The 26,071-nt window shown below is 41.4% G+C and carries 20 protein-coding genes; 10 read left to right on the forward strand and 10 right to left on the reverse strand.

Annotation, left to right across the window (positions count from 1 at the left end; translation table 11 throughout):
• Window position 1: 1 nt before the first annotated feature.
• The 4 genes from dnaN (at window position 2) to L2735_RS14705 (ending at window position 5,940) form a co-directional block, all read left to right on the forward strand.
• Window positions 2-1,102, forward strand: a complete 1,101-nt coding sequence (gene dnaN / locus L2735_RS14690) for a DNA polymerase III subunit beta (protein WP_248985431.1) — start codon at window positions 2-4, stop codon at window positions 1,100-1,102.
• Between the two features lie 131 nt (window positions 1,103-1,233).
• The gene (gene recF / locus L2735_RS14695) at window positions 1,234-2,316 is read left to right on the forward strand and encodes a DNA replication/repair protein RecF (RefSeq protein ID WP_248985432.1); all 1,083 of its coding nucleotides are present in this window, start codon (window positions 1,234-1,236) and stop codon (window positions 2,314-2,316) included.
• Between the two features lie 15 nt (window positions 2,317-2,331).
• Window positions 2,332-4,749 carry a DNA topoisomerase (ATP-hydrolyzing) subunit B gene (gene gyrB, locus L2735_RS14700; RefSeq protein ID WP_248985433.1) on the forward strand — a complete coding sequence of 806 codons (2,418 nt, stop codon included), beginning with the start codon at window positions 2,332-2,334 and terminating at the stop codon, window positions 4,747-4,749.
• A gap of 114 nt (window positions 4,750-4,863) precedes the next feature.
• On the forward strand, window positions 4,864-5,940 hold the full coding sequence (locus tag L2735_RS14705; RefSeq protein WP_248985434.1) for an HDOD domain-containing protein: 1,077 nt from the start codon (window positions 4,864-4,866) through the stop codon (window positions 5,938-5,940).
• A 117-nt stretch (window positions 5,941-6,057) separates the two neighbouring features.
• Here the strand turns inward: L2735_RS14705 and glyS are convergent, their stop codons facing one another.
• Window positions 6,058-8,127: a glycine--tRNA ligase subunit beta gene (gene glyS, locus L2735_RS14710; RefSeq protein ID WP_248985435.1), complete on the reverse strand. Its 2,070-nt coding sequence runs from the start codon at window positions 8,125-8,127 to the stop codon at window positions 6,058-6,060.
• A 9-nt stretch (window positions 8,128-8,136) separates the two neighbouring features.
• Window positions 8,137-9,042, reverse strand: coding sequence for a glycine--tRNA ligase subunit alpha (gene glyQ, locus L2735_RS14715; protein ID WP_248985436.1), 906 nt, complete (start codon window positions 9,040-9,042; stop codon window positions 8,137-8,139).
• A gap of 120 nt (window positions 9,043-9,162) precedes the next feature.
• On the opposite strand from glyQ, the gene L2735_RS14720 reads away from it, so the two are divergent.
• Window positions 9,163-9,723: a DNA-3-methyladenine glycosylase I gene (locus tag L2735_RS14720; protein ID WP_248985437.1), complete on the forward strand. Its 561-nt coding sequence runs from the start codon at window positions 9,163-9,165 to the stop codon at window positions 9,721-9,723.
• Window positions 9,724-9,804: 81 nt separating this feature from the next.
• On the opposite strand, the gene L2735_RS14725 is transcribed toward L2735_RS14720, so the two are convergent.
• The 5 genes from L2735_RS14725 to fadB all read right to left on the reverse strand — a co-directional run bounded on the left by L2735_RS14725 (window position 9,805) and on the right by fadB (window position 17,619).
• Entirely contained in the window at window positions 9,805-12,993 is a 3,189-nt protein-coding gene (locus L2735_RS14725; protein ID WP_248985438.1) for an amidohydrolase family protein, read from the reverse strand.
• Window positions 12,994-13,374: 381 nt separating this feature from the next.
• The gene (locus tag L2735_RS14730; protein ID WP_248985439.1) at window positions 13,375-13,815 is read right to left on the reverse strand and encodes an MOSC domain-containing protein; all 441 of its coding nucleotides are present in this window, start codon (window positions 13,813-13,815) and stop codon (window positions 13,375-13,377) included.
• 2 nt (window positions 13,816-13,817) lie between these two features.
• A complete protein-coding gene (gene tusA, locus L2735_RS14735; RefSeq protein ID WP_248985440.1) occupies window positions 13,818-14,063 on the reverse strand; it encodes a sulfurtransferase TusA in 246 nt (81 codons plus the stop codon).
• A 213-nt stretch (window positions 14,064-14,276) separates the two neighbouring features.
• Entirely contained in the window at window positions 14,277-15,446 is a 1,170-nt protein-coding gene (fadA, locus tag L2735_RS14740) for an acetyl-CoA C-acyltransferase FadA (protein ID WP_248985441.1), read from the reverse strand.
• Between the two features lie 22 nt (window positions 15,447-15,468).
• Window positions 15,469-17,619 (reverse strand): fatty acid oxidation complex subunit alpha FadB, encoded by a 2,151-nt coding sequence (fadB, locus tag L2735_RS14745; protein WP_248985442.1) that lies wholly within the window; start codon window positions 17,617-17,619, stop codon window positions 15,469-15,471.
• Window positions 17,620-17,879: 260 nt separating this feature from the next.
• Here fadB and pepQ point away from each other — a divergent pair, with 260 nt between their 5' ends.
• From pepQ to hemG (L2735_RS14765), 4 genes are all read left to right on the forward strand, one after another.
• The gene (pepQ, locus tag L2735_RS14750) at window positions 17,880-19,202 is read left to right on the forward strand and encodes a Xaa-Pro dipeptidase (protein WP_248985443.1); all 1,323 of its coding nucleotides are present in this window, start codon (window positions 17,880-17,882) and stop codon (window positions 19,200-19,202) included.
• Window positions 19,195-19,809 carry a YigZ family protein gene (locus L2735_RS14755; protein WP_248985444.1) on the forward strand — a complete coding sequence of 205 codons (615 nt, stop codon included), beginning with the start codon at window positions 19,195-19,197 and terminating at the stop codon, window positions 19,807-19,809. Before pepQ ends, L2735_RS14755 begins: the two co-directional genes overlap by 8 nt.
• Before the next feature lie 92 nt (window positions 19,810-19,901).
• A complete protein-coding gene (locus tag L2735_RS14760) occupies window positions 19,902-21,359 on the forward strand; it encodes a TrkH family potassium uptake protein (protein WP_248985445.1) in 1,458 nt (485 codons plus the stop codon).
• 53 nt (window positions 21,360-21,412) lie between these two features.
• Window positions 21,413-21,940, forward strand: coding sequence for a menaquinone-dependent protoporphyrinogen IX dehydrogenase (gene hemG / locus L2735_RS14765; RefSeq protein ID WP_248985446.1), 528 nt, complete (start codon window positions 21,413-21,415; stop codon window positions 21,938-21,940).
• Window positions 21,941-22,052: 112 nt separating this feature from the next.
• Here hemG (L2735_RS14765) and L2735_RS14770 read toward each other — a convergent pair whose 3' ends face one another.
• Entirely contained in the window at window positions 22,053-22,361 is a 309-nt protein-coding gene (locus L2735_RS14770; protein ID WP_248985447.1) for an ArsR/SmtB family transcription factor, read from the reverse strand.
• Window positions 22,362-22,547: 186 nt separating this feature from the next.
• On the opposite strand from L2735_RS14770, the gene hemG (L2735_RS14775) reads away from it, so the two are divergent.
• Entirely contained in the window at window positions 22,548-23,102 is a 555-nt protein-coding gene (gene hemG, locus L2735_RS14775) for a menaquinone-dependent protoporphyrinogen IX dehydrogenase (protein ID WP_248985448.1), read from the forward strand.
• Between the two features lie 109 nt (window positions 23,103-23,211).
• On the opposite strand, the gene L2735_RS14780 is transcribed toward hemG (L2735_RS14775), so the two are convergent.
• Complete coding sequence (locus L2735_RS14780; protein ID WP_248985449.1) at window positions 23,212-24,654, reverse strand: TrkH family potassium uptake protein; 1,443 nt, start codon at window positions 24,652-24,654, stop codon at window positions 23,212-23,214.
• A 6-nt stretch (window positions 24,655-24,660) separates the two neighbouring features.
• Window positions 24,661-26,070 carry a Trk system potassium transporter TrkA gene (gene trkA / locus L2735_RS14785; protein ID WP_248985450.1) on the reverse strand — a complete coding sequence of 470 codons (1,410 nt, stop codon included), beginning with the start codon at window positions 26,068-26,070 and terminating at the stop codon, window positions 24,661-24,663.
• Window position 26,071 lies beyond the last annotated feature (1 nt).

Genomic DNA, 26,071 nt, shown 5'->3' on the forward strand with positions numbered 1-26,071 from the left:
AATGAAATTTTCAATTGATAGGGATGCCCTATTAAAACCACTTCAATTAGTGTGTGGCGCAGTAGAAAGACGTCATAACTTACCTATTTTATCAAATCTACTTGTGGAAGTTAGTGAGTCCTCACTTAAGCTAACAGGTACGGATTTAGAAGTAGAACTTGTAGGGCAAGCGCCTATACAAGGTGAAATTGAAGTGGGCAGTACGACTGTTCCAGCTAAAAAACTTTTAGATATCGTCAAGTCCCTTCCTGAACAAGTCGAAATCAAAATTGAACAACAAGAAAACAAATGGTTATTGCGCTCTGGTCGTAGCCGTTTTTCGTTAGCGACATTACCGTCGTCTGACTACCCCAATGTTGAAGCTTTTCAAGCTGAGATAGAGTTCAGCCTAAAGCAAGGCACGCTTAAGTCGATTATTGATTCAACCCAATTTTCAATGGCAAACCAAGATGTACGTTATTACCTTAATGGTTTGTTATTTGAAACATCGGGGACTTCATTAAAAGCAATTGCCACCGATGGACATCGTTTAGCACTGAGTCATCGCGATATTGGTATCGAATTACCTGAAAAACAAGTCATCGTACCGCGTAAAGGTGTGGTTGAAATGTCGCGCTTATTAGAAAGCGAAGACAAAGAGATTAATATTGCTATTGGTGATAGCGCTATTCGTGCGACAACGGATAATGCCGTATTTACCAGTAAGCTTGTTGATGGTCGTTTCCCTGATTATCGCCGCGTATTACCTAAAGGTGGTAATAAGATTGTTGTGGCGAGCCGCAATCACTTAAAACAAGCGTTAACCCGTGCTTCTATTCTATCGAATGAGAAGTTCCGTGGTGTTCGTATTCAGCTTGAACCCGGTTTATTACGCATTACTGCCAATAACCCTGAGCAAGAAGAAGCGGAAGAAATTATCGACGTTGAATACAATTCTGAGAATTTAGAAATTGGTTTCAATGTGAGTTATTTGCTAGATGTATTAAATAACTTAGCCAGTGATGACGTCAGAATCACGCTGATTGACGGAAATTCGAGTGCATTGATAGAAAACCATGCAGAAGAAGATTCAATGTATGTCGTGATGCCTATGCGCTTATAGAACATATTTGAAATAGTCGACTTACTGTAACTTCTGCAGTTACAGCGACGATTTTATCCTAAGAAGGTGCTACATTAGAGCACCTTCTTTAGTTTTACCTCTTTGCTGATAGGTTTGAGAAATTACCACTCATGAGCTTAACCCGTCTTAATATTGCCCAGTTTCGAAATATCCTTTCGGCATCATTACAACCTGAGCCAGGTTTAAACCTAATTTATGGTGAAAATGGCAGTGGAAAGACCAGCATTTTAGAGGCGATATACTTTTTGGGAATGGGGCGTTCTTTTCGAAGTCATTTATCCCAAAGAGTGATTAATGTTGAACAAGAGAGTTTAACCTTGTTTGCACAGCTGGAAATGGAATCGGGTGAAGCCAAATTAGGTCTACGACGCTTTCGAAATGGTGACATTGACGTTAAATTAAATAGCGATAAAGTGAAGCGTTTATCTGTTTTAGCGGAAACCTTACCTATTCAAGTTATCACGCCAGAAAGTTTTTCTTTACTATTTGAAGGCCCAAAAGCACGCCGACAATTTATTGATTGGGGGGCTTTTCATGCTGACGTTAATTTTTACCAAGCATGGGTGAATACTAGAAGAATTTTAAAGCAAAGAAATCAACTCCTTAGAGATGGTTCTTCTTATGCCACAATTCAATTTTGGGATAAGGAATTGGTGCGGTATGCTGAACAAGTTACTTCGATACGAAATCAATATGTAGACTCGTTAAATGAGCTACTTAAGGGTATAATCGAAGAGTTTTTACCACGAGTTGATATTAAAGTTTCCTTTACTCGTGGCTGGGATAGCAAAACGGATTTTGCCGAGTTACTCGAAACTCAATATCACAGAGATTTATCATCGGGAAATACAGGCAGTGGACCACATAAAGCGGATTTACGATTACGTGTTGGCAACCTCCCTGTGCAGGATGCATTATCCCGAGGACAGTTAAAATTATTGGTTTGTGCATTGCGTATTGCACAAGGCAAATTGCTTCAAGAACAACAAAACAAGCATAGTATTTACCTTGTGGATGATCTTCCATCTGAGTTGGATGCACAACATAGGCAACTATTGCTAAAACAGTTAACCGAAACCGGTGCACAAATTTTTGTCACAGCGATTGATCCTGTTGCAATAGTCGATTCGCTGGCAAGCCCGCCAAGTAAAATGTTTCATGTGGAACATGGGCAAGTCACGGTAGTTGAATAAAAACGAGAGAGAAATATGTCAGAGAATAGTTATGATTCTTCGAGTATTAAGGTTTTAAAAGGCCTTGATGCAGTTCGTAAGAGACCAGGGATGTACATCGGCGATACAGACGATGGTACAGGTCTTCATCACATGGTATTCGAAGTGGTCGATAACTCTATCGATGAAGCCTTAGCAGGTCACTGTAATGACATTACTATTACCATTCATGCTGACGGCTCAGTGTCTGTTACCGATGATGGTCGTGGTGTTCCAGTTGCTATCCATGAAGAGGAAGGGGTATCAGCTGCAGAAGTTATTATGACCGTACTTCATGCTGGTGGTAAGTTCGATGATAACTCATACAAAGTATCAGGTGGACTTCACGGTGTAGGTGTTTCTGTAGTAAACGCACTGTCTGAAAAACTGCAAATGATCATTCGTCGTGATGGCCATATTTATGAGCAGTTTTACACTATGGGTGTACCTAATGCGCCAATTGCGCCAGTGGGCGATACTGATAAAACCGGTACTCATATCCGTTTTTGGCCAAGTGCTGAAACCTTCTCAGATACCTTGTTCCATTTTGATATTCTTGCCAAGCGTGTGCGTGAATTATCATTCTTGAACTCAGGTGTGGGTATCCGCTTAGTCGATGAACGTGACGAGCGTGACGAATTCTTTAAATACGATGGTGGTATTAGCGCATTCGTTGATTACCTAAACCGTAATAAAACTCCTATCAACAAAGATGTATTCCATTTCACCCACGAGCGTGAAGATGGCATTACTGTTGAAGTAGCAATGCAGTGGAATGATGGTTACCAGGAAAGTATTTTCTGTTTCACCAACAATATTCCACAGCGTGATGGTGGTACTCACTTAGCGGGTTTCCGTGGTGCACTTACACGTAACTTAAATAACTACATGGAGCGTGAAGGCTTCAATAAAAAAGGCAAAACTAGCGCGACGGGTGATGACGCTCGTGAAGGCTTAACTGCTGTTATTTCGGTTAAAGTACCCGATCCTAAGTTCAGTTCACAAACCAAAGACAAACTGGTTTCTAGTGAAGTGAAAGGCGCGGTTGAACAAACAATGGGTGAGCAGTTAAATGATTACCTATTAGAAAACCCAGTTGATGCTAAATTAATTGTTGGCAAAATTGTTGATGCAGCACGTGCCCGTGAAGCGGCGCGTAAAGCCCGCGAAATGACTCGTCGTAAAGGCGCATTAGATTTAGGTGGTTTGCCAGGTAAACTTGCAGATTGCCAAGAGAAAGACCCTGGTCTTTCTGAAATATACATAGTGGAAGGGGACTCTGCTGGCGGATCAGCCAAGCAGGGGCGTAACCGTAAAAACCAAGCAATTCTTCCGCTTAAAGGTAAAATCTTAAACGTTGAAAAAGCACGTTTTGATAAAATGTTATCTTCGCAAGAAGTGGCAACGCTAATTACTGCACTTGGTTGTGGTATCGGTCGTGACGATTACGACCCAGAGAAAACTCGTTACCATAACATCATTATCATGACCGATGCCGACGTCGATGGCTCGCACATTCGTACGCTGCTATTGACCTTCTTCTTCCGTCAAATGCCTGAGCTGATTGAGCGTGGCTTTATCTATATTGCACAACCTCCTTTATTCAAAGTGAAAAAAGGTAAGCAAGAGCAGTACCTAAAAGATGAGCCAGCATTAACTGAGTACTTAACTACTCAAGCGTTAGATGGCACACATATTTACCCGACTGCGGGTGCACCAGGTATGTCAGGTGAACCATTAGAGCGTTTAGTGGCTCAGTACCGTGAAGTTGAAGCGATTATTGAGCGTTTAGCTAAGCGTTACCCTGAGTCGATTACTAACCGTATGATCCATCACCCTGGTATCACTAATGATATGTTGTCTGATGAAGGTCAAATGAAGCAGTGGTGTGATGCATTCGTCGCTGACTTAATCGAACTTGAGTCTGACGGTGTTATCTATAGTATTGAGCCAATGTTAGATCCTGAGCGTAAAGCTTACTTACCTAGCTTAACGATTCGTAAGCACGGTATTGATACTAACTATCTGTTCAGTTATGACTTCTTCCAGTCAAACGACTACTCGCTGATTGCCAAGTTAGGTAAAGCGTTAGACGGTATGATTGAAGAAGGCGGTTACATCAAACGTGGCGAGCGTATGAAAGAAGTTGAGACCTTTATTGAAGCCCTTGACTGGACCATGAGCGAAGCAAAACGTGGTTTATACATACAACGTTATAAAGGATTGGGTGAGATGAACCCTGAGCAGTTGTGGGAAACGACAATGGATCCTGAAACTCGTCGTATGTTACGTGTAACTATTGAAGATGCTGTAGGCGCTGACCAATTATTCACGACATTGATGGGCGACCAAGTAGAGCCACGTCGTGACTTCATTGAAACCAACGCGTTAAACGTAGCTAACTTAGATGTGTAATCTTAAAACGAGTTAGTCAATTAAAGTGGGTGCCTAAGTTTAGGTGCCCATTTTTGTTTCAGCTTTATAAAAATCATATACATCAATTTACTACCTGTAGTATAGGTATTTCCCATGTTCAAGAAACTGTTTAATAAGATGTTCAATGTGCGCAGCAATCAAGAAGTCAGCGAAGCGAAAGCATTGAACCCGCAGCACAATGTTTTATCTAAGAGTAAAACGGTTAAAGCCTCGCCGGTAAATGCGCAAACATCCACTGTCAGCAATGTACCAAACAAAGCAGCTTCGTTGGCTATTACGGTTGACTCTTCAGCGCTGTTTTATAGTCTATTATTTCCAGTAAGCGACCAAGATACTGGTGCAATGGCGAATAATTTAGAGCGCAATGTGTTAGCAAAAATTGAACAAGCTTTCAGCTCACCACAGCAAATTGCCGACAAAGTATTAAAGTTGCCCAGCCGTTTATCTGAATTAGATAGAAAGCTGGCTCAGGATGATGCGGATACCAAAGCGCTATTGGGGCTGATTGAACAAGATCCATTACTAAGTATTGAAGTTTTAAAGCTCTGTAACTCAAGTGCATTCAAACGCTCAGATAAAGATATTACTAGTTTGCAGCAAGCGGTAGTGCAAATTGGACTTAAGCAGTTACAACTGTTTGTTCGCACTAGTTTGATGAAAGAAATGATCAATGTTAAGCCGATTTATTTTAGGCGTTTTGGTGCTGAAATTTGGCGTCATTCAATGCAGGTGGCTTTTCTGGCAAATGAGCTTTCAGAGCAAGATAGTGATACTGCCTTTTTCTTGGGACTATTGCATGATGTTGGCAAAATTGCGATTTTTAAAATGATGATTGAAGCATTTCGTCTAGCTGAACCTGGTGAGCAACCGAGTTCGGTTTTGTTTAAACAAGTCATGACAACAAAGTCTTTAGTATTGAGCGCATTGTTAGTGAAGCATTGGGAGTTATCTACTCAGTTCGAACAAGCTTTAGCACAACTTGCAAACACTCATCATCGTCCAACAGATCCAATGGCGTTAGCTGTGTGGCGGGCCAATATTATTAGTGAATGCTCGATGCTAAAACAAGTAGATAAACTAACCTCAGAAGCTCAGAGTCAATTGCTAGCCCAAGTGGGTATTGATGATGAAACTTTCGAAATACTGCACAAAAAGCTAATAACTTTTTAATCAGTAACGTTAACTAGTATTCAAAAATTGCATAAAAAAACGCGCCTTAGGGCGCGTTTTTATTAAAGCTTACTGACTCATCAATATCAGTTAGAACTGTTACTGAAGTCGTGAAAGTTACTGAAGTAGTGAAATGTCAGCGGCATGTAAGAACTGCTCACGTAGGCTATTAAGTAGTGCTAAGCGATTATTCTTTAATGCTTCATCATCAGCCATTACCATTACATCTTCGAAGAAAGTATCAACACTTTCTCGAAGGCTTGCTAATAATGCTAATGCTTCTTGATAGTTAGCATCAGCAAATAAAGGTGCAAGTTGTGGTTGTAACTCAGCTAACTTCTCCGCTAATGCCTTTTCAGCACTTTCAACTAAAAGCCCTGAATCAATAGCTGAAGGGATTTCACCTTCAACTTTAGCCAAGATGTTAGATACACGCTTATTAGCAGCTGCAAGTGCAGAGGCTTGCTCTAGTGTTCTAAAGTGAGCAACGGCTTTAATGCGGCTTTCAAAGTCTGCAGGTGCAGTTGGTTTGCGAGCTAATACAGCTAAGATGACGTCAACACCGACACCTTGATCTTGATACCAAGCGCGGAAGCGGCCCATAAAGAACTCAAGTACTTGCTCAGAAACACTGTCGTTAGTCAGGTTTTCACCGTGTAATTCTTTTGCTTTAGCAATTAAATCAACTAAATCTAACGGTAAGTTGTTCTCTAAACAAAGACGTAAAATACCAATAGCAGCACGGCGAAGCGCGAATGGATCGGCTGCGCCTTTTGGTGCTTGGCCAATACCAAAAATACCCACTAAGGTATCTAACTTTTCAGCCAGTGCGACACAGATTGAAATTGGCGCTGTAGGTACGGTATCACCAGAGAACTTAGGCTTGTATTGCTCAGCTAATGCAACTGCAACGGCTTCAGTTTCACCGTCTAAGCGTGCGTAATGCATGCCCATGGTGCCTTGAAGATCAGTAAACTCCATCACCATATTGGTCATGAGGTCTGATTTAGACAGTAAACCTGCACGAGCAGCTTCTTCACTGTTTGCACCTATGTTGGTGGCAATGTAGCCAGCCATTGCAGAAATACGCTCTACGCGAGCTTTAATCGTGCCTAATTGTTTTTGGAAAACAACAGACTCTAAGCTGGCTAAACGTGTTTCTAATGACTCTTTCTTATCTGTTTCAAAGAAGAACTCAGCATCGGCAAGGCGAGGGCGAACCACTTTTTCGTTGCCCGAAATAATTTGCTGAGGATCTTTTGATTCAATGTTAGTCACGAAGATAAAGTTCGGTAATAACTGACCTGCTTTATCAAATACTGGGAAGTATTTCTGATCGCCTTTCATGGTGTAAACCAAAGCTTCAGCAGGAACATCTAAGAACTTTTCTTCAAAGCTTGCTGTTAACACAACAGGCCATTCAACTAATGCGGTGACTTCTTCAAGTAACTCATCTTCAAGTTCAGCAACACCGCCAATGTCTTTGGCAGCAATTTCAGCATTTTCTTTAATGATGTCTTTACGGCGTTGGTAATCAGCTAATACTTTGCCCTGAGTTTCAAGTTCAGTTAAGTAGTTGTCTGCATGATCTAGTTCAAAGGTATCAACACCCATGAAACGGTGACCACGTATAGTACGGGCTGATTCAATACCTAATAATTCACCGGCAACGAGTTCATCACCTAATAGCATGGTGACAGTATGAACAGGGCGGATAAATTGAGTGGTATTACTACCCCAGCGCATTGGCTTAGGAATCGGTAATTTATCTAATGACTTTTGCGCCATAGCAGCAATTAAAGACTTGGTTTCTACACCAACCACTTTGGCTTGGTGTAATAACCATTCACCTTTATCTGTTTTAAGGCGGTCAGCTTGTTCAACGGTAATACCATTACCACGAGCCCAGCCCATAGCGGCTTTCGTAGGGTTACCTTCAGCGTCAAATGCCTGAGCAACAGCAGGGCCACGTTTTTCTACTACTTTGTCAGCTTGAGCAACAGCTAATTGCTGAATGCTAATCGCTAAGCGGCGAGGTGCGGCATACCAAGTGGCATCAGCAAATGCCAATTCTGCTTTGGTCAGCTCTTCGGTAAAGTTGGCTAAAAAAGATTCAGCCAGTTTACGTAATGCTTTTGGTGGTAACTCTTCAGTACCCACTTCAATGAGTAAGTTTTCAACGTTCATATTTTACCTCTACTTACACATTGGGAAACCAAGCGCTTCGCGTGCTTGGTAATAAGATTCTGCAACACCTTTAGCCATAGTACGAACACGCAAGATATAGCGTTGGCGCTCCGTAACTGAAATAGCATGGCGAGCATCAAGTAAGTTAAATGCATGAGAGGCTTTCATTACTTGCTCGTATGCAGGTAATGGCAAAGGCTTTTCAAGTGCTAATAATTTCTGGCAGGCTTTCTCACAATCTTCAAATTGCTTGAACATGACTTCAACATCAGCATGTTCAAAGTTATAAGTTGATTGTTCAACTTCATTTTGATGGAAGATGTCACCGTACATGACTTTACCCATAGGGCCGTCAGTCCAAACAAGATCATAAACACTATCAACTTCTTGGATGTACATTGCTAGACGTTCTAAACCATAGGTGATTTCACCTGTTACTGGTTTACACTCTAAGCCACCAACTTGCTGGAAGTAAGTGAACTGCGATACTTCCATACCGTTTAACCAGACTTCCCAACCTAAACCCCAAGCACCTAGTGTTGGCGATTCCCAGTTGTCTTCAACGAAACGTACATCATGTACGCCCATATCTACGCCTAAGGCTTCTAATGAACCAAGATAAAGCTCTTGAATATTACTTGGAGAAGGCTTTAGAACTACTTGGAATTGGTAGTAATGCTGAAGACGGTTAGGGTTTTCACCGTAACGGCCATCAGTAGGTCGGCGACACGGTTGTACATAAGCACTGCTCATTGGCTCTGGGCCTAATGAACGTAAGAATGTCATTGGGTGGAATGTACCTGCACCCACTTCCATGTCCAATGGTTGAACGATTGCGCAACCTTGCTGCGCCCAGTATTCCTGCAGGGTCATAATGAAGCCCTGGAATGTCTTTACGTCGTGTTTCGTCGTCATGTCCGCTTATCTACTGGTTGAGGCTGAAAATAGAAAATGGTTTTGATTATACCTTGTAGATTAATACAGATGTAGGTTATTTTTTAACGTAGAGATTAAAAATTTGAAAGGGCAATAGGAATGGATCTGAAACGCTGTGCTTGGTTGAGTGATGACCCGCTATATATCGATTATCACGATAAAATTTGGGGAAGGCCAGTTTATGATCCCATTGTACTTTTTGAGAAGCTTTGCCTTGATGGTCAACAAGCTGGATTGTCTTGGATTACTATTTTAAAAAAGCAGCATAACTATCAAGCTTTGTTTGCCAATTTTGACCCTAAGGTTATTGCTACATTCGATGACGCTAAAGTTGAAGAACTATTATTAAATCCTGGGATTGTTAGAAACCGTTTAAAGGTGAATTCAATTATTCGAAATGCTAAAGCCTATTTAGCTTTCGTCGAATCCGGGAATGACTTTTCAACATTTCTGTGGGAATTTGTTGGCGGTAAACCTAAATTGAATCATTTCAGTTCAATGTCAGAAGTACCAGCGCAAACTCCCGAGTCAGAGGCAATGTCAAAAGCGCTTAAAAAACAGGGTTTTAATTTTGTTGGTCCAACAATTTGTTATGCGTTTATGCAAGCTGTCGGTATGGTTAACGATCATACAACAGACTGTTTTCGCTACGGAAAGTAATATTTATCTGTTTAAGTTTGCAAATAAAAAGGGATGTTCCACGTGGAACATCCCTTTTTTATACTAAACAAACAAGATTAGTTATTTAGCTGATTCGAAGAAAAATGGTTTACGTTGAATTTCTTCGCCATTTAACTGGTTCATGGTTTCGGCATTATATAACTTACCGTTCGCCATGGTGTACGTCACTCTGTCTGTGACGCGAATATCAGCTAAAGGGTCTCCATCAATAACGATAATATCCGCCAGTTTACCTGCTTTAATCGAACCTATTTGATGATCCATTCCGAATGTTTTGGCCGGGTTAATGGTCGCAGTTTTAAGCACGTCCATATTGCTCATACCGCCTTGAGCGAACATCCACATTTCCCAGTGAGCAGCTAAACCTTCACGCTGACCATGAGCACCAATATTTGGATGAATACCAATTTCATTCAACTCATTGGCTACGCGAGCAACATTAAAGTGATTGTAATGGGCATCTGGTGCTTTGGTTCTACGCATTGAGCGAGCATTAAGAATATCGCTTGGTACGTACATACTTAAACGTGGGTGAGCCCAAACATCAGTTTTGTCATACCAGTAGTGCTCGCCTGAAATCCCGCCATAAGCAACAACTAGAGTCGGGGTGTAAGCCACTTCTGTCTGACTCCAGAATTGTTTGATGTCACTGTAGATTGAGCCTGCTGGAAGCGAATGTTCAATCGTTGTATGACCATCGGCAATCATTGATAAATTGTGCTGAAGTAAACTTCCGCCTTCAGGCACAACCATCATCTCTAATTCACGTGCAGCCTGAATCACTTGTTGACGTTGGTTACGACGCGGTTGGTTATAACTCTTCACACTAAAAGCACCGACTTTTTTCAAGCGCTCTAAATGGAATTTTGCATCATCTAACGAATCGACATGAGACGTATAACCTGGAGCATTTGCACCATATAGAATGGTACCCGTTGAGAATATACGTGGACCGACAATATTACCTGCCTTTTGCTGCTCAGATGCTGCAAATATCTCAGTGGTATCATTTGATGGATCATGAATCGCAGTAACACCAAGTGATAAACCAGAATAAAGCTGCCAGTTTTGTTGAGGTATGATTTCATCGTCAGCTTGACCACCATGAGCGTGGGCATCGAATAAACCAGGCATCAAAGTTTTACCTTTAATATCGATTACCTGTGCACCTTTCGGGATGCTTACGCTAGCATCACCAACACTAACAATCTTATTGTCAGTAACTATGACTACACCATTTTCAATGACTTGATCATTTTCCATAGTGATGACTTTACCGCCAACAAAAGCGACTGTTCCACGTGGAACATCTGCTTTTTCTTTAAAGCCAATCGCTGTGACAGTCGGTTTTGCTTCATCATCAGCTTTTGCATATTGAGTATCAACAGCTGCTTGGTATAAGTCAGGGCCTAGAGTCCAGTAAAGCTCGTTACTCTTGTTGTTCCAACTTATGCTTTCACCTGCGCGCGTGCTAAGTTGAGTGACAGGAAGGTTAGTCGCTTTCGGGCTAATACGTACAGTTTCACCATGTTTAGCGAATGGCGTAACGTAAACGCGGAAACGTTCAGAGAATGCTAAGTGTTCGCCATTTGGTGACACTCTAAATTCTGTAGCATGCTCGCTAGTATAATGGGTACGCTTTTCGAAACCATCTAAGCTAATTGAAGATAGTTCAGGAGTTTCACCGTGATCCATAAAGTATACGCGTGAGTTATCTGCACCAAATTGTGGTTGATACCCATTCGCGGTAATTTTTATGTTGTTCTTTTTCTTGAGGTCAACTTTATATAAACCTGGTTCTTGTGACCAAGTTCGCGGTGTCATGTAACCGCCTTTAGCTTTACGGTACACAACAACTTTGCCATCAGGCGAAAAGGTCGGTTCTACATATTTACCAGGCTCTTTGGTTAGTTCTTTACTGCGACCACCTTTGGCGCTAACGATACTAACAGTTCCTTGGTCTTGGTCATTCCAAGTCGTAAAGACAATATTTTTACCATCACGTGACCATTGTGGGAAAAGTTCGTTAATATCATCATCAAGTCGAGTTAGACGTTTTTGTTTACCGTCTTCAATATCACGGATCCAAAGTTTACCTAATGCTTCAAATACCACTTTCTCACCGTTAGGGGATACTTGTGCCATACGCAGCATTTTTACATCAAATTCATCTTGATCAAGATTTTGAGTAAAACGAACGGATGGTTGAACATCTAATTCTGTTTTAACTGAGAAAGGAATATTCTCTACTTCTTTGTCTTCAACATTTAATTTATTGATTTTACCTTTGGCCCAAAATACGATTTCTTCGTTATCTTGTGTCCAAGACATGGTAGGGTACACACCATGAATCGCCCATGTTTCTTGCATATCACGATCAAGGTTGTCGTAAAGTTTGATGTGTTCACCAGACTTTAAGTCGAGTAAATATAACGTTGATTGGAAACCATCACGCTTAATATAAGCAAGCTTAGTTCCATCTGGACTAGGTGTTGGACGAATTGCACCGCCAGTGCCTTGAATTAACACTTCGATATCACCTGTTTGGGTATCGTAGCGTTTAATTTTATAAATCCCTTTTACAGAATCCTTTGAATAGTGAAATGTTTTACCTGGTGTAGCATCTTGGCTGAAGTAAATATAACGACCATCTGGTGAGTAAGCTGGTTCACCTAAATCTTTCTGATCATTAGGTCTTTCAGTTAGTTTAACGCCTTCACCACCTGCAACATGATACATCCATACTTCACCAGCGCCTAAACTGCGGCTGGCTGTAAAGTGTTTACGGGCGACCAAATATTGCGAGTCTGGGCTCCAAGCAGGGCTGTTCAATAAGCGGAACGTCTCGGTAGTCACTGGGCGAGGATTGCTACCATCGGCATCCATAACCCAAATATTATCGCCACCGTCTTCATCAGAGGTAAAAGCAATTGATTTACCATCTGGGCTATATACTGGCTGCATTTGCCAAGCAATGCCTGATGCTAGTTTTTTAGCTTCGCCACCACTTATTGGCATTTGATAAATGTCACCAAGTAAATCAAACACTATGGTTTGACCGTCAGGTGAAACACTGACGTTCATCCAAGTACCTTCGGTAACATCAATTTGAAGTTTTTCTAATGGTGCATTGGCTGGAGCGTTAACTTGCCATTTTTCAGTTTCTTCTGCGGCGTTAACAGCTAATGATGCACTAGCTAAACTCAGCGCTATTGCGGTGTAGAGTGGTTTTATTTTTGAGGTAAACATGCACAGTCCATTTTATGATTATCGTTATAGGTAGAGTTATATTTTTATCAATCGAGTGTTGTTTGCGAGTTATAAAACTGATGATATTTATCGCATAATTTTAGCAAGAACTAAACTGTTTTTCTGTTTCAATTGATGACAGATATCAATGGCAAGATTATGCGAATAGAGAATGGATGCTGTGGGTGATGTAAAAGGTAAGCTTGTTGAATTTTAAAATATTTTAATGGACTAAACCATGACGCTGTTTAGTTATCTAAAACTTATTTAAAGATAAAATCTGTATTCGATACCAGTACCGGCTTGGTGAGCTTTTGTTATTAGTTATTTTTATATTTAACTTTAAACGTTCATTCGTTTAAGTGAGTTAACTCAAGAGGATTAATCAATGCTGACCTTATCATCAACTTGAATTAACCCTTCTTTAACTACTTTACAGGTTACGCCGCCACGCCAATGCGGGAGTAAGGCTTTTTCGAGACCAGCATGAGCCATTTCCATTTTTGCACATGGATCGGTTTCACCAGTGATAAGTAAGCTAACTTCTTCACCGATAGAAATATGTTTACCGACATCAGCTGAACTGAACTGGTAATCATCAATTAGAATATTGGCTCTGCGGGTGAGCCAATCTAAGTCTGCATCTACTTCTTGGCAGGCTTGCTGCCATTGTTCAAGTGACATCACGGTCACTTGTCGTTTGCTGGGACGACCAAAAACATCATTTTCTACACCACGAAGCAGGCTTACATTGGCACAAAAAACTTGATTCATTTTGCCTTTTTTAACTGTCTTGTAAGCAATTGCTTTAAGTGTAGACATGATCAGAGTCCCTTTTTAATCATATATTTATATGGTGTTTGCTTAGTGTCGCTTGCGATAAGAGTATGATCCATAAATTCACAAAAGCTTGGAATATCTCTGGTGGTTGCAGGGTCATCAGCTGTGATAAGTAACGTTTCACCCTCAGCCATTTTACGAACTGTTTTACGGATCATCATCACAGGTTCTGGACAACGTAAACCAAGTGCATCTAAATGATGTTCTGCTGTAGAAAATATTTCGTTCATACCAACTCTATATACGACTCACTAACAATAATTGCGCTAATTTTACTCTGGTTAAAGCCTGTTGCAAGTGCTGAAACTTAGCTTTATTAGTATTTCGTGAACTAAGACAGGATGTTCCACGTGAAACATTTATCTGGTTGGGACGCTTTGTAACAAAAAAGCCGCACTCAGAAGAGTACGGCTTTCAACCTTAAGCGTTATATTGAATCACTATTAGCTTTCAACTCGCTCAAAAATCGTTGCGATGCCTTGGCCTAAACCAATACACATAGTCGCAAGACCATATTTCGCATCTTTAGCTTCCATCAAGTTAATCAAGGTCGTTGAAATACGAGTACCTGAACAACCTAATGGATGACCTAATGCAATTGCTCCGCCGTTTAAATTCACTTTCTCGTCAACAACATCAGTAAGACCAAGGTCTTTAACACATGGAAGCGACTGAGCTGCGAAAGCTTCGTTTAATTCAATCACGTCCATATCATCGATATTTAGACCTGCACGAGCCAGAGCTTTCTTAGTCGCTGGTACTGGACCGTAACCCATGATTGCAGCATCACAACCAGCAACAGCCATTGAACGAATGCGAGCACGAATTGGTAGACCTAATGCTTTAGCTTTCTCTTCTTCCATCACTAACATTGCCGAAGCACCGTCAGATAAAGCAGAAGATGTACCGGCAGTCACTGTACCATTGGCAGGGTCAAACGCAGGGCGTAAACCTGACAGCGATTCTAGTGATGTTTCAGGACGAATTACTTCATCGTGAGTTACTTTAATTAATGCACCATTTGCATCGTGACCTTCAATAGGTACGATTTCGTTATCAAAGCGGCCTTCAACAGTTGCTGCATGAGCACGTTGATGTGAACGTACTGCAAATGCATCTTGTTGTTCACGAGTAATACCGTGCATTTTACCAAGCATTTCCGCGGTTAAGCCCATCATGCCAGAGGCTTTAGCAACATTACTTGCAAGACCTGGATGGAAATCTACACCATGGTTCATTGGTACATGACCCATATGCTCAACACCACCAACGATAAAGGTATCGCCTTGGCCAGTCATAATGGCACGAGTTGCTTGATGTAGCGCATCCATTGATGAACCACATAAACGGTTAACGGTTACAGCACCAGCTGTTTTTGGAATACCAGCTAATAAAGCAGCATTACGTGCGATATTAAAACCTTGCTCCAATGTTTGCTGCACACAGCCCCAAATAACATCTTCAATGTCGTTTGGATCAAGCTTACTGTTGCGGCTTAATAATGATTTCATTAATTCAGCAGAAAGGGTTTCTGCACGTACATTTCTAAATACTCCAGCCTTAGAGCGGCCCATTGGAGTACGAATGCAGTCGACGATTACAGCGTTTTTCATGATGTTATTCCTTTACTGCTAATTAGGCTGGGTAGTATGTGCCGTTAGTGGCTGCAAGCTCGCGCATTGCGTCAGTCACTTGATATAAGCCGCCTAAGTGTGCAAATTTGTCTGCCATTGCAACAAAGTTAGCGACGCCCATAGTATCTAGGTAACGGAATACACCGCCTCTAAATGGTGGGAACCCAATACCATAAACTAAGCCCATATCGCCTTCAGCAGGAGAAGCAATAATACCTTCTTCTAAACAACGAACTGTTTCAATCACCATTGGGATCATACAACGAGCGATAATCTCGTCAGTTTCAAACTCTTTAAGTTCGCCAAATTCTTTACCAAGTAATTCGTAGCTGGTTGGATCTAAATCTTTCTTAGGCTTACCGCGACGATCAACAGAGTAAGAGTAGAAACCTTTAGTATTCTTCTGACCAAAGCGTTCACTTTCAAACATGATATCGATAGCATCTTTGCCATTTTTACCCATGCGATCAGGGAAGCCTTCAGCCATAACTGCTTGTGCATGGTGACCTGTGTCTAGACCAACAACGTCAAGTAAGTATGCAGGGCCCATTGGCCAACCGAACTGTTTCTCCATTACTTTATCGACTTTAGCAAAGTCAGCACCATCGGCTAACAAGCCGCTGAAACCAGCAAAGTATGGGAACAATACACGGTTAACAAAGAAGCCTGGACAATCGTTAACAACGATAGGAGTTTTGCCCATTTTACTTGCGTAAGCGACAACAGAAGCAATAGTTTCTTCTGATGAGTCTTCGCCACGAATAACTTCAACCAAAGGCATTTTATGCACAGGGTTGAAGAAATGCATGCCACAGAAACGCTCAGGTTTCTTCATGCTCTTCGCAAGTAAGTTAATTGAAATGGTTGAAGTGTTTGACGCGATAATGGCGTCATCAGCAACGTATTGCTCAACTTCAGCAAGTACAGATGCTTTAACTTTTGGATGCTCAACAACGGCTTCAACGATAACGTCAGCATCTTTTACTGGTGCGTAATCTAAAGCTGGTGTGATGTTGTTTAATACCGCCGCCATTTTAGCCGGAGTAGAGCGGCCACGTTTAACTTGTGCAGTTAGCAGTTTAGCAGCTTCGCCTAAGCCTAAATCTAATGCTGGTTGCGCGATGTCTTTCATGACAATTGGCGTGCCTTTACTTGCGCTTTGGTATGCAATACCGCCGCCCATGATACCTGCACCTAATACGGCAGCACTGTTTACTTTCTTAGCAAGTTTGCCTGCTTTCTTTGCTTTGCCTTTTACGAATTGGTCATTTAAGAAAATACCAATCAGTGACGTCGCAACTTCAGTCTTAGCTAATTTGATGAATGCTTTGTTTTCAACTTTAAGTGCTTCAGCACGGTCAAGTGTAGCTGCTTGCTCAATGACGCTAACGGCCATCATTGGCGCAGGGTAATGTTTACCCGCAACTTTAAATACCATGCCTTTAGCGGTGGCAAATGACATCATTGCTTCAACTTTTGGTAAGGTAAGTGGTTTAAGTTTACGGTCGCGGCGAGACTGCCAATCAAGTTTTTCAGCAATAGCATCTTTCAGCATTTGTAATGCAGCAGCTTCTAGATTCTCAGGAGCTACTACAGCGTCAATTGCGCCAACTTTTAATGCAGCTTCTGGGCGTTGGTCTTTACCTGTGGTGATCCACTCAAGGGCGTTATCTGCACCAATTACACGAGGTAAACGAACTGTGCCACCAAAACCAGGAATAAGACCTAACTTGGTTTCTGGTAAACCGATACGCGCATTGGTATCTGCGATACGTAAGTCAGTAGCAAGAATGGCTTCACAACCACCACCAAGTGCAAATCCGTTAACAGCTGAAGCTGTTGGGAAAGGTAAGTCTTCAAGTTTATCAAATACCGCACTTGCTTGTTCAACCCAAGCTAATAGTGTTGCATCGTCTAGTTCGAACAAACCTAGGAATTCAGTAATATCGGCACCAACAATAAAGGTACTCTTACCTGATGTTAGTAATAAACCTTGAATGCTAGTGTTTTGCTTGATGCTTTCAAGAGCAGCATCTAATGAAGAGAGAGTTTCTTTATCGAATTTGTTAACTGAGCCAGGTGCATCGAAACACAACTTGGCAATGTTATCCTCTAATAACTCTACTTGAATTGTAGGACTTTGGTAGATCATTGCTTGCTTCCTTTTTGCTAAAAGCGACTTCCACATCACAATTACTGTGTTGTTATTTAGCTTTGATATCTAGCTTTTTATCACAGCAGCGACGGCCATCATTTGACCAGTTGCCAAACAGTGTGCGACGAAATGAGACAAATTACAACACTCAATTTAAACGGACGTTTAAATTTTTATCTGCTAGAGGCATTTTTGCCCTTTGTGATACACTTCACAGGTTCTTAAACAAGAAAAATAACATCACAGGGATAGCAAAAATGGATCAGCTAGCTAATTTTTATCATGCGCACATTGCAGAATTAAATCGTCGGGTTGCCGAGATTGTCTCTCGAGAACAACTTGCTGGTTTAGTGATACATTCCGGTCAGGCTCATCGACAGTTTTTAGATGATTTAAGCTACCCGTTTAAAGTTAACCCTCAATTTAAAGCTTGGTTGCCTGTATTGGATAACCCTAATTGTTGGATTGTGGCCAATGGCACTGATAAGCCTCAATTAATTTTTTATCGTCCAGTGGATTTTTGGCATAAAGTCAGCGATGAGCCTAGTGACTTTTGGGCTGAACACTTTGATATTAAATTATTAACCAAAGCTGACCGCGTTGCTGAGTTATTGCCTAATAATATTGCAGATTGGGCATATCTCGGTGAGCACTTTGATGTCGCTGAAGTATTAGGAATGAGCAAGCGCAACCCTGATTCTGTTTTGAATTACTTGCATTACCACCGCGCTGATAAAACTCAGTATGAATTAGAGTGTCTTCGTCGTGCAAATCAAATTGCAGTAAAAGGGCACCTTGCGGCTAAAAATGCTTTTTATAATGGTGGTAGTGAGTTTGAAATCCAGCAGCAATATCTGTCTGCAATTGGCCAAACTGAAAATGAAGTGCCGTATGGCAATATTGTTGCCCTTAATCAAAATGCTGCAATTTTGCATTACACCGCGCTTGAGCATCAAATTCCGTCTCCACGATTATCATTTTTGATAGATGCTGGTGCGAACTATAATGGTTACGCATCTGATATTACCCGTACTTATTCATTTGAGAAAAATCGCTTCTATGAGCTGATTGTTGAAATGAACAAGATGCAGTTAGCGATTGTCGATATGATGAAGCCGGGAGTTAAATATACCGATCTTCATTTAACCACCCATGCAAAGTTAGCTGAGTTGATGTTGGAATTTAATTTAGCCACTGGCGATGCTCAAGGATTAGTTGAGCAGGGTATCACTAGCGTGTTTTTCCCACATGGCTTAGGTCATATGCTTGGCTTACAGGTTCATGACATGGGAGGGTTTTCACGTGATGAACGTGGCACTCATACCCCAACACCTGATGGGCACCCATTCCTGCGTTGCACGCGTGAAATACAAGCGAACCAAGTATTCACCATTGAACCTGGTATTTATATTATTGATTCATTATTAGGCGAATTAAAAGCTGACCATCGCCAAGCGCAAATTAATTGGGATACGGTTAATGAATTACGCCCATTTGGCGGTATTCGTATCGAAGATAATGTTATTGTTCATCAAGATCACAATGAAAATATGACACGAGAACTTGGCCTGATTGACTGAACAATACTTAATTCCCAATCAAACGCTGACGATTGAGGAAGACATTAAACACAGCCGCTTCATTACTGTACTGTTTCATTGCAGTAGTGAAGTAGAGTTGAAGTGTGTACTTACTAACACAAAGGTAACATATCCTGGTGCTAACCATTATTGTTATGCTTTTGTGGCGTCCGATCCTCAAAATAGTATTACCATAGGCAGTAGCGATGATGGTGAGCCTGCAGGTAGTGCGGGTCGACCAATGTTGGCCACATTACAAGGTTCAAATATTGGTGAAATTGGTGCGATAGTCGTGCGCTATTTTGGCGGAACTAAATTGGGTGTCGGTGGCTTAGTTCGCGCTTATTCTTCTGGAGTAAAGTCGGGTTTAACTGAACTGACGACAGTTACCAAGTACATACGTTATGCCTCATCATTACAGTGCAGTTACCCTCAACTTAATAATGTCGAATATCTGATAAATCAGTTTGATGGCATTATTATCAATAAAAACTTTACCGATATGATAGAAATTGAGTTTGAAATAGCGAAAGCTTTTCATGATGACTTTAATCGTGAACTGGCGACTCAAACTCAAGGTCAACTTAAGGCGAAGTTTAACGTTTGATGGTGGGAAAAAGTATGCCAGAATATAAGGTTATATAACTGTGAAATTTACACGGTCTAAAACCAATGCCATGCAAACTAGTGCAATAATAAATGCAATATAAAACAATTATCAGAATAACCGGCCTGTTGATGGGACTATTTTCTATCACCATGTTGCCGCCAGCATTGGTTGCCATTCTTTATCAAGATGGTGGCGGTACTGCTTTTATTCAGGCATTTTGCGTTAGCTTATTTTTAGGTTTTTTACTCTGGTACCCAAACCGCAGACAAAAAGGCGATTTACGCACCCGTGAAGGCTTTTTGATTGTGGTGCTATTCTGGACCGTTCTAGGCTCCATTGGTGCTTTGCCATTTATTTTCTCCAACGAACCTAATCTCAGTTGGACTGACAGTTTTTTTGAATCCTTTTCAGCGCTAACAACCACTGGTGCAACAGTGATTGTTGGCCTCGATGACTTACCTAAAGCCATTTTGTTTTACCGGCATCTACTGCAGTGGATGGGCGGTATGGGTATCATTGTACTTGCTGTGGCTATTTTGCCACTGTTAGGTATTGGTGGAATGCAGCTGTATAAAGCTGAAATTCCCGGACCTGTTAAAGACAGTAAAATGAAGCCAAGGATTGCCGAAACGGCTAAAGCACTTTGGTATATTTACCTGCTGCTCACCGTCGCCTGTGCAACCGCATTTTATTTTGCAGGAATGGGGGCATTTGATGCGATTTGTCATTCGTTCTCAACCATTGCGATTGGTGGTTTCTCAACCCATGACGCCAGTATTGGTTATTTTGATAGCCCATTGATCAATGTCATTTGTGCGGTATTTTTGCTGATTGCTGCGGTGAACTTTAGCTTGCACTTTGCGGCCTTCAGTTGGCGCGGAATTAACTTTAAAGTGTACTTTCGCGATGCAGAATTTAAGGCTTTAATTGGTATTCAACTGGCATTAACAGCGATTTGTTTTGCGACTTTATATAGCTCAGGTATTTACGATACGCCTGAACAAACCCTTGATTACGCTTTTTTTCAAGTGGTTTCCATTTCAACGACAGCAGGTTTTGGTACTGAAAGTTTTCATACATGGCCGCTGTTTTTACCAATCTTATTGATCTTCTCTAGCTTTATTGGTGGTTGTGCCGGTTCTACTGGCGGCGGTATGAAAGTTATCCGCTTTGTATTACTGCTGCTACAAGGCTCGCGCGAGATGAAGCGGCTTATTCATCCTAAAGCCATGTATTCTATTCGTATCGGTGGTTCGGCATTACCTGATCGTGTGATTGATGCAGTGTGGGGGTTCTTCTCTGCTTATGCGTTAGTGTTTGTGGTGTGTATGGTGTTACTAATGGCCATGGAGATGGACGCCATCACGGCATTTAGTGCGACTGCGGCAAGTATTAATAACTTAGGCCCAGGTTTAGGCGATGTTGCCAGTAACTACGCGAGTGTGACCGATGGCGCTAAATGGGTATTAGTACTTGCGATGTTATTTGGTCGTCTCGAAGTGTTTACCTTGTTAGTACTGTTTACACCGACTTTTTGGAAAAACTAACTTAACCAATGTGTTAATGACTAACAGGGAATGATCATTTACAAGGAATGAAAATGTCGAATAACTTAATTATCTATTCAACCGTTGACGGCCAAACACTGGCAATATGTGAAAAGATAAAGCAGCAATTAGAAACAACAGATGAGCAAGTGACAATTGCCTCTATTGAGCAAGCTGGTACATTAATATTAGAAAGCTTTGATAAGATTTTAATTGGTGCAAGTATTCGTTACGGTAAGCACCGACCTGCTTTATTTGAATTTATTAATCAACATGCCGCTACATTAGATAAAGCCAATAGCGCCTTTTTTACCGTGAATGTGGTGGCAAGAAAACCAGAAAAGAATACCCCTGAAACTAATCCTTATATGCAAAAGTTTTTAACTTTAACAAGCTGGAAGCCAAAGCTGTTGGGTGTGTTTGCAGGTAAAATTGATTACCCTAAATATCGAACTATCGACAGAGTCATGATCCGCTTTATTATGTGGATGACTAAAGGGCCAACAGATACCAGCGGCACATACGAGTTTACTGACTGGAATAAAGTGGATGAGTTTGCCAACGAGTTTAAGCAGCTCTAAACATTGAGCCTTTAGAAGGGGTCAAGCTAGGCTTTGAGTGAGAGTCAAAGCCTGATCTAGCAGGGCAGTTGTTTACAAAAGATCTATATAACAATCGCTTTTTTATAGCGAGCTAGTTAGCGCAATATAAACGATGCAAAATCGAAATCACTTCAGTCACTTCTTCATTCTTTAATGTGTAGTAAACATTTTGCGAACTTTTACGTGTATTGACTAAATCCTGCGCTCGAATAACTGCAAGGTGTTGTGATAATGCTGATTGACTCAGTGGCACCTTTTCGTTGAGTTCAGTCACACTGTGTTCTTTGTCGAGTAATAAACACAAGATCATCAAACGATATGGGTTGGCAATAGCTTTTAACCATTTGGCAGCCATTTCCGCGTTACCTAACATCGAATCTACATCAATATTTTCAGACATCTATATACCTTACCTGACTATATACATTAAATTTATTACCTAATTGGCATCATACTGCTGGCTTACACAGATCTCAATTTTATCGTTCAAATATATGAGTCATTTCTAATTTGTGATCAAAGAGCACGATTGCAATGGATTTTTTTGCCACAATGATTGCTTATTAGAGCAACCATCGGTGTAAAAATGGCAAAAACATTAGTGATTTATTACTCAAGAGGCGGTCATACGGCGCAAATTAGTCGTGCGATAGCTGAGCAGATTGTCCACAGTGGTCATCAATGCGATGTGGTCAATATTCTTGATAATAATCATGCTGACATTGATTGGGCTAGTTATGACGCCATTGCGCTAGGCGCTTGTGTCCTTTACGGCTCTTACCATAAGTCAGTGTTTGAGTTTGTGACTCGCTATCAAGCTGAGTTAAGCAGTAAGCCAAACAGCTTTTTCTGCGTTAATGTTGTTGCCCGTAAGCCTGAAAAGCGTATTCCAGAGAACAATAAGTATCTGCAAAAGTTCATCGAGCTTTCACCTTGGACACCGCAAGATGTGAAGATTATTCCTGGAAAAGTGAATTACCCGTCTTGGACATGGTATGACAGCTTAGCCATTCGCTTAATCATGAAAATGACCGATGGACCAACAGATCCTACAAGCGTGATTGATTACACTGACTGGGATGATGTAAAAGTTTATGGCAATCATATTGTCAGCTTAGTTGAGGCAGAAACTGCTAGCTAAACGCTTTATACAATATCTTCAGCAAAGAAAAGGTGATGCTTACAATGCATCACCTTTTTACTTTTTTATTTCTTACTTTCAATCAAGGAAAGTGCTTAAGCTGAGCGGGTTAATACTTCCAAAAATTAGGCGCAAATAACACTGCAACAGTGATAATCTCAAGCCGTCCTAATAACATTCCAAATGCTAAAGCCCATTTAGCTACATCTGGTAAGCTAGAAAAGTTCCCCGCAGGGCCAATTACAGGGCCTAATCCCGGTCCCACATTTGTGACAGCAGTAATGGCGCCACTGATACTCGTTACTGGATCTAAACCCGTTAAAACTAGCGTCACTGCAATCAATAAAATCACGATAAAGAACAACATAATAAAAGCCACTATCGAGCGAATAACATCATTATCTATGGTGTGATTGTTATAGCGCTTTTTGATCACCGCTTGTGGGTGGACTTGTTGATTCAACTGCTGGTGCATGACTTTAAGCGCGATTTGAAACCTAAAAATTTTAATTCCGCCAGAAGTTGAACCTGAACAACTGCCGACAAACATTAGAAATAAGAAAGTCAGGCTGGCAAACGCTCCCCATGCTTGATAATCTGTTAATCCATAGCCTGTCGTGGTGACAACTGAGACCACATTGAAGCTCGATAACCGTAGAGCATCCAAGTAGGTCATGTCAGATTTAAGCCATAACCAAGTTCCGAGGCTGATTGAGACAAATACGATAAATTTGATAAAGCCTTTTACTTGTTCATCATTCCAAACTTTAACCGAGCGTTGTTGAATAGATTGAACGAACATTAATAAAGGCAGGCCACCAGCAGCCATGAACAATACCCCAATCCAATGGGCTGAAGGAGTAAAGGCTGACATCGAGCTATCGGAGGTCGAATAGCCGCCAGTTGAAAGGGTGGTCATTGCATGATTAATGGCTTCAAACCAATGCATACCGGACAAATGATAGGCCAGTGCGCACAGGACAGTTAACAACACATATATCTTAAAAAGGTGCTTAGCCATATGTTGGGTACGGGGTGTTGCTTTATCGCTCCAGTCTGAAGACTCGGTTCTAAATAGGCGCATACCACCGACATTTAGAAATGGCAGAATCGCCACGGCCATGACTATAAAGCCGATACCACCAAGCCATTGAAGCAAGGAGCGCCAAATTAAAATACTGTGGTCCATGTCATCGAGCCCCGATAACACAGTAGACCCAGTTGTAGTGATCCCTGACATGGTTTCAAAAAAGGCGTCGGTATAGTTAATGCCGTGATAAAGAGTAAAAGGCAATGCGGCAAAAAAACTGACGATTAACCAAGTGATTGTGGTGAGCAAGAACATGTCACGAATATTGAGGTTAACTTTTTTGGTGTGTCCGGCTTGAATACATAAAATGGCGACGAAACCACTGAATAAACCGGACATCATAAAGTCGCCAATGGTTTCCTCATGATAAAAAAGTGCAAAAGCCATTGGCACCAGCATGAAACCGGTGAGAATAGATAGAAATATGCCAACAACAAACAGTAGCGGCTTGAAATTTAGCATGGGTTGCTAAAAGAAAAACGCACTCGGTTGGAACAGTTTTTCGACATCGCCGATAAACTTTTTATTTACTAAGAATAGAATCACATGATCTCCTTCTTCGATAATGGTTTTATCGTGGCCCATGATCACTTCATCATTTCGCACAATTGCACCAATGGTCGTCCCTGGTGGAAGTTTGATATCGCTGATTTGTTTACCGACAACTTTAGAGGTTGATGAATTTCCGTGTGCAATTGCTTCAATAGCCTCTGCTGCGCCGCGTCGTAATGAGTACACATTACAAATGTCGCCTTGGCGTATATGGGTCAGTAATGCAGAAATCGTCGTTTGCTGAGGAGAAATCGCGATATCAATATTAGCTTCTTGAACAATATCGACATAGGCTTCTCGTTGGATCAGCACCATGACTTTTTTGGCGCCCATACGTTTTGCTAGTAGGGCTGACATGATATTAGCTTCGTCATCATTTGTGACGGCAATAAAGACATCAGTTTGATCTATGTGTTCTTCAAGTAGCAATTCTTGGTCTGAAGCATCACCATTAAAGACGGTGCAATTTTCGAGTTTTTCAGACAGGCTTTCAGCCCGCTCTAAACTGTGCTCAATCAGTTTGACTGAATGATTCTTTTGTAGGCGCTTAGCTAAACCAAAGCCAATATTACCACCACCCGCAATCATGATATTACGGTATGAGTTATCCAGCTTTTGCATTTCGCTCATGACAGCTCGAACGTGGCGCGTATCGGCAACGAAAAAGACTTCATCATCGGCTTCGATAATCGTGGTTCCACGGGGCATAATGGCTTTGCCTTTACGGAAAATAGCCGCGACCCGGGTATCAATATTCGGCATATGCTCACGTAGCGCCGCCAGTGCATTACCCACTAACGGGCCACCATAGTAAGCCTTTACTGCAACAAGGCTTAATTTACCGCTAGCAAACTGTAGCACTTGTAATGCGCCAGGATATTGCACTAAACGCTCAATGTAAGAGGTCACCAGTTGTTCAGGTGCGATAAGTTCATCAATAACAAAACCACCACGGGTTTTGGCATCGCTACCTTTGACCTCAGTGTTGATGAACAGTTTATCTTGAAGGTCTAGGTAGGCTTCAGAGCGAATTCGAGCAATTTTAGTTGGGGTACCAAATAGACTATAGGCAATATGACATGCTGCCATATTACATTCGTCACTATTGGTCACAGCAATGAGCATGTCAGCATCTTCGGCGCCGGCTTTTTTTAAGGTGCTTGGATGAGCACCGTGGCCGATAACGGTTTGTAGGTCGAACTTATCTTGTAAATATTTAACCCGAGTACGGTCATTATCTACCAGAGTAATATCGTTGTTCTCGCCCACAAGATTTTCAGCCAGTGTGCCGCCAACTTGTCCTGCGCCTAAAATAATAATCTTCATT

The organism is Shewanella olleyana (assembly GCF_023283825.1).
Lineage (GTDB): Bacteria > Pseudomonadota > Gammaproteobacteria > Enterobacterales > Shewanellaceae > Shewanella > Shewanella olleyana.

Bases quoted from the DNA above. Each gene is read 5' to 3' on its own strand.
- L2735_RS14705 (WP_248985434.1), top strand. From the start codon at position 4,864: ATGTTCAAGAAACTGTTTAATAAGATGTTCAATGTGCGCAGCAATCAA.
- fadA (WP_248985441.1), bottom strand. From the start codon at position 15,446: ATGAAAAACGCTGTAATCGTCGACTGCATTCGTACTCCAATGGGCCGC.
- tusA (WP_248985440.1), bottom strand. From the start codon at position 14,063: ATGAACGAAATATTTTCTACAGCAGAACATCATTTAGATGCACTTGGT.
- pepQ (WP_248985443.1), top strand. From the start codon at position 17,880: ATGGATCAGCTAGCTAATTTTTATCATGCGCACATTGCAGAATTAAAT.
- glyQ (WP_248985436.1), bottom strand. From the start codon at position 9,042: ATGACGACGAAACACGACGTAAAGACATTCCAGGGCTTCATTATGACC.
- L2735_RS14760 (WP_248985445.1), top strand. From the start codon at position 19,902: ATGCAATATAAAACAATTATCAGAATAACCGGCCTGTTGATGGGACTA.
- dnaN (WP_248985431.1), top strand. From the start codon at position 2: ATGAAATTTTCAATTGATAGGGATGCCCTATTAAAACCACTTCAATTA.
- L2735_RS14730 (WP_248985439.1), bottom strand. From the start codon at position 13,815: ATGTCTACACTTAAAGCAATTGCTTACAAGACAGTTAAAAAAGGCAAA.
- recF (WP_248985432.1), top strand. From the start codon at position 1,234: ATGAGCTTAACCCGTCTTAATATTGCCCAGTTTCGAAATATCCTTTCG.
- L2735_RS14720 (WP_248985437.1), top strand. From the start codon at position 9,163: ATGGATCTGAAACGCTGTGCTTGGTTGAGTGATGACCCGCTATATATC.
- gyrB (WP_248985433.1), top strand. From the start codon at position 2,332: ATGTCAGAGAATAGTTATGATTCTTCGAGTATTAAGGTTTTAAAAGGC.
- glyS (WP_248985435.1), bottom strand. From the start codon at position 8,127: ATGAACGTTGAAAACTTACTCATTGAAGTGGGTACTGAAGAGTTACCA.
- L2735_RS14770 (WP_248985447.1), bottom strand. From the start codon at position 22,361: ATGTCTGAAAATATTGATGTAGATTCGATGTTAGGTAACGCGGAAATG.
- hemG (WP_248985448.1), top strand. From the start codon at position 22,548: ATGGCAAAAACATTAGTGATTTATTACTCAAGAGGCGGTCATACGGCG.
- trkA (WP_248985450.1), bottom strand. From the start codon at position 26,070: ATGAAGATTATTATTTTAGGCGCAGGACAAGTTGGCGGCACACTGGCT.
- fadB (WP_248985442.1), bottom strand. From the start codon at position 17,619: ATGATCTACCAAAGTCCTACAATTCAAGTAGAGTTATTAGAGGATAAC.
- L2735_RS14780 (WP_248985449.1), bottom strand. From the start codon at position 24,654: ATGCTAAATTTCAAGCCGCTACTGTTTGTTGTTGGCATATTTCTATCT.
- hemG (WP_248985446.1), top strand. From the start codon at position 21,413: ATGTCGAATAACTTAATTATCTATTCAACCGTTGACGGCCAAACACTG.
- L2735_RS14725 (WP_248985438.1), bottom strand. From the start codon at position 12,993: ATGTTTACCTCAAAAATAAAACCACTCTACACCGCAATAGCGCTGAGT.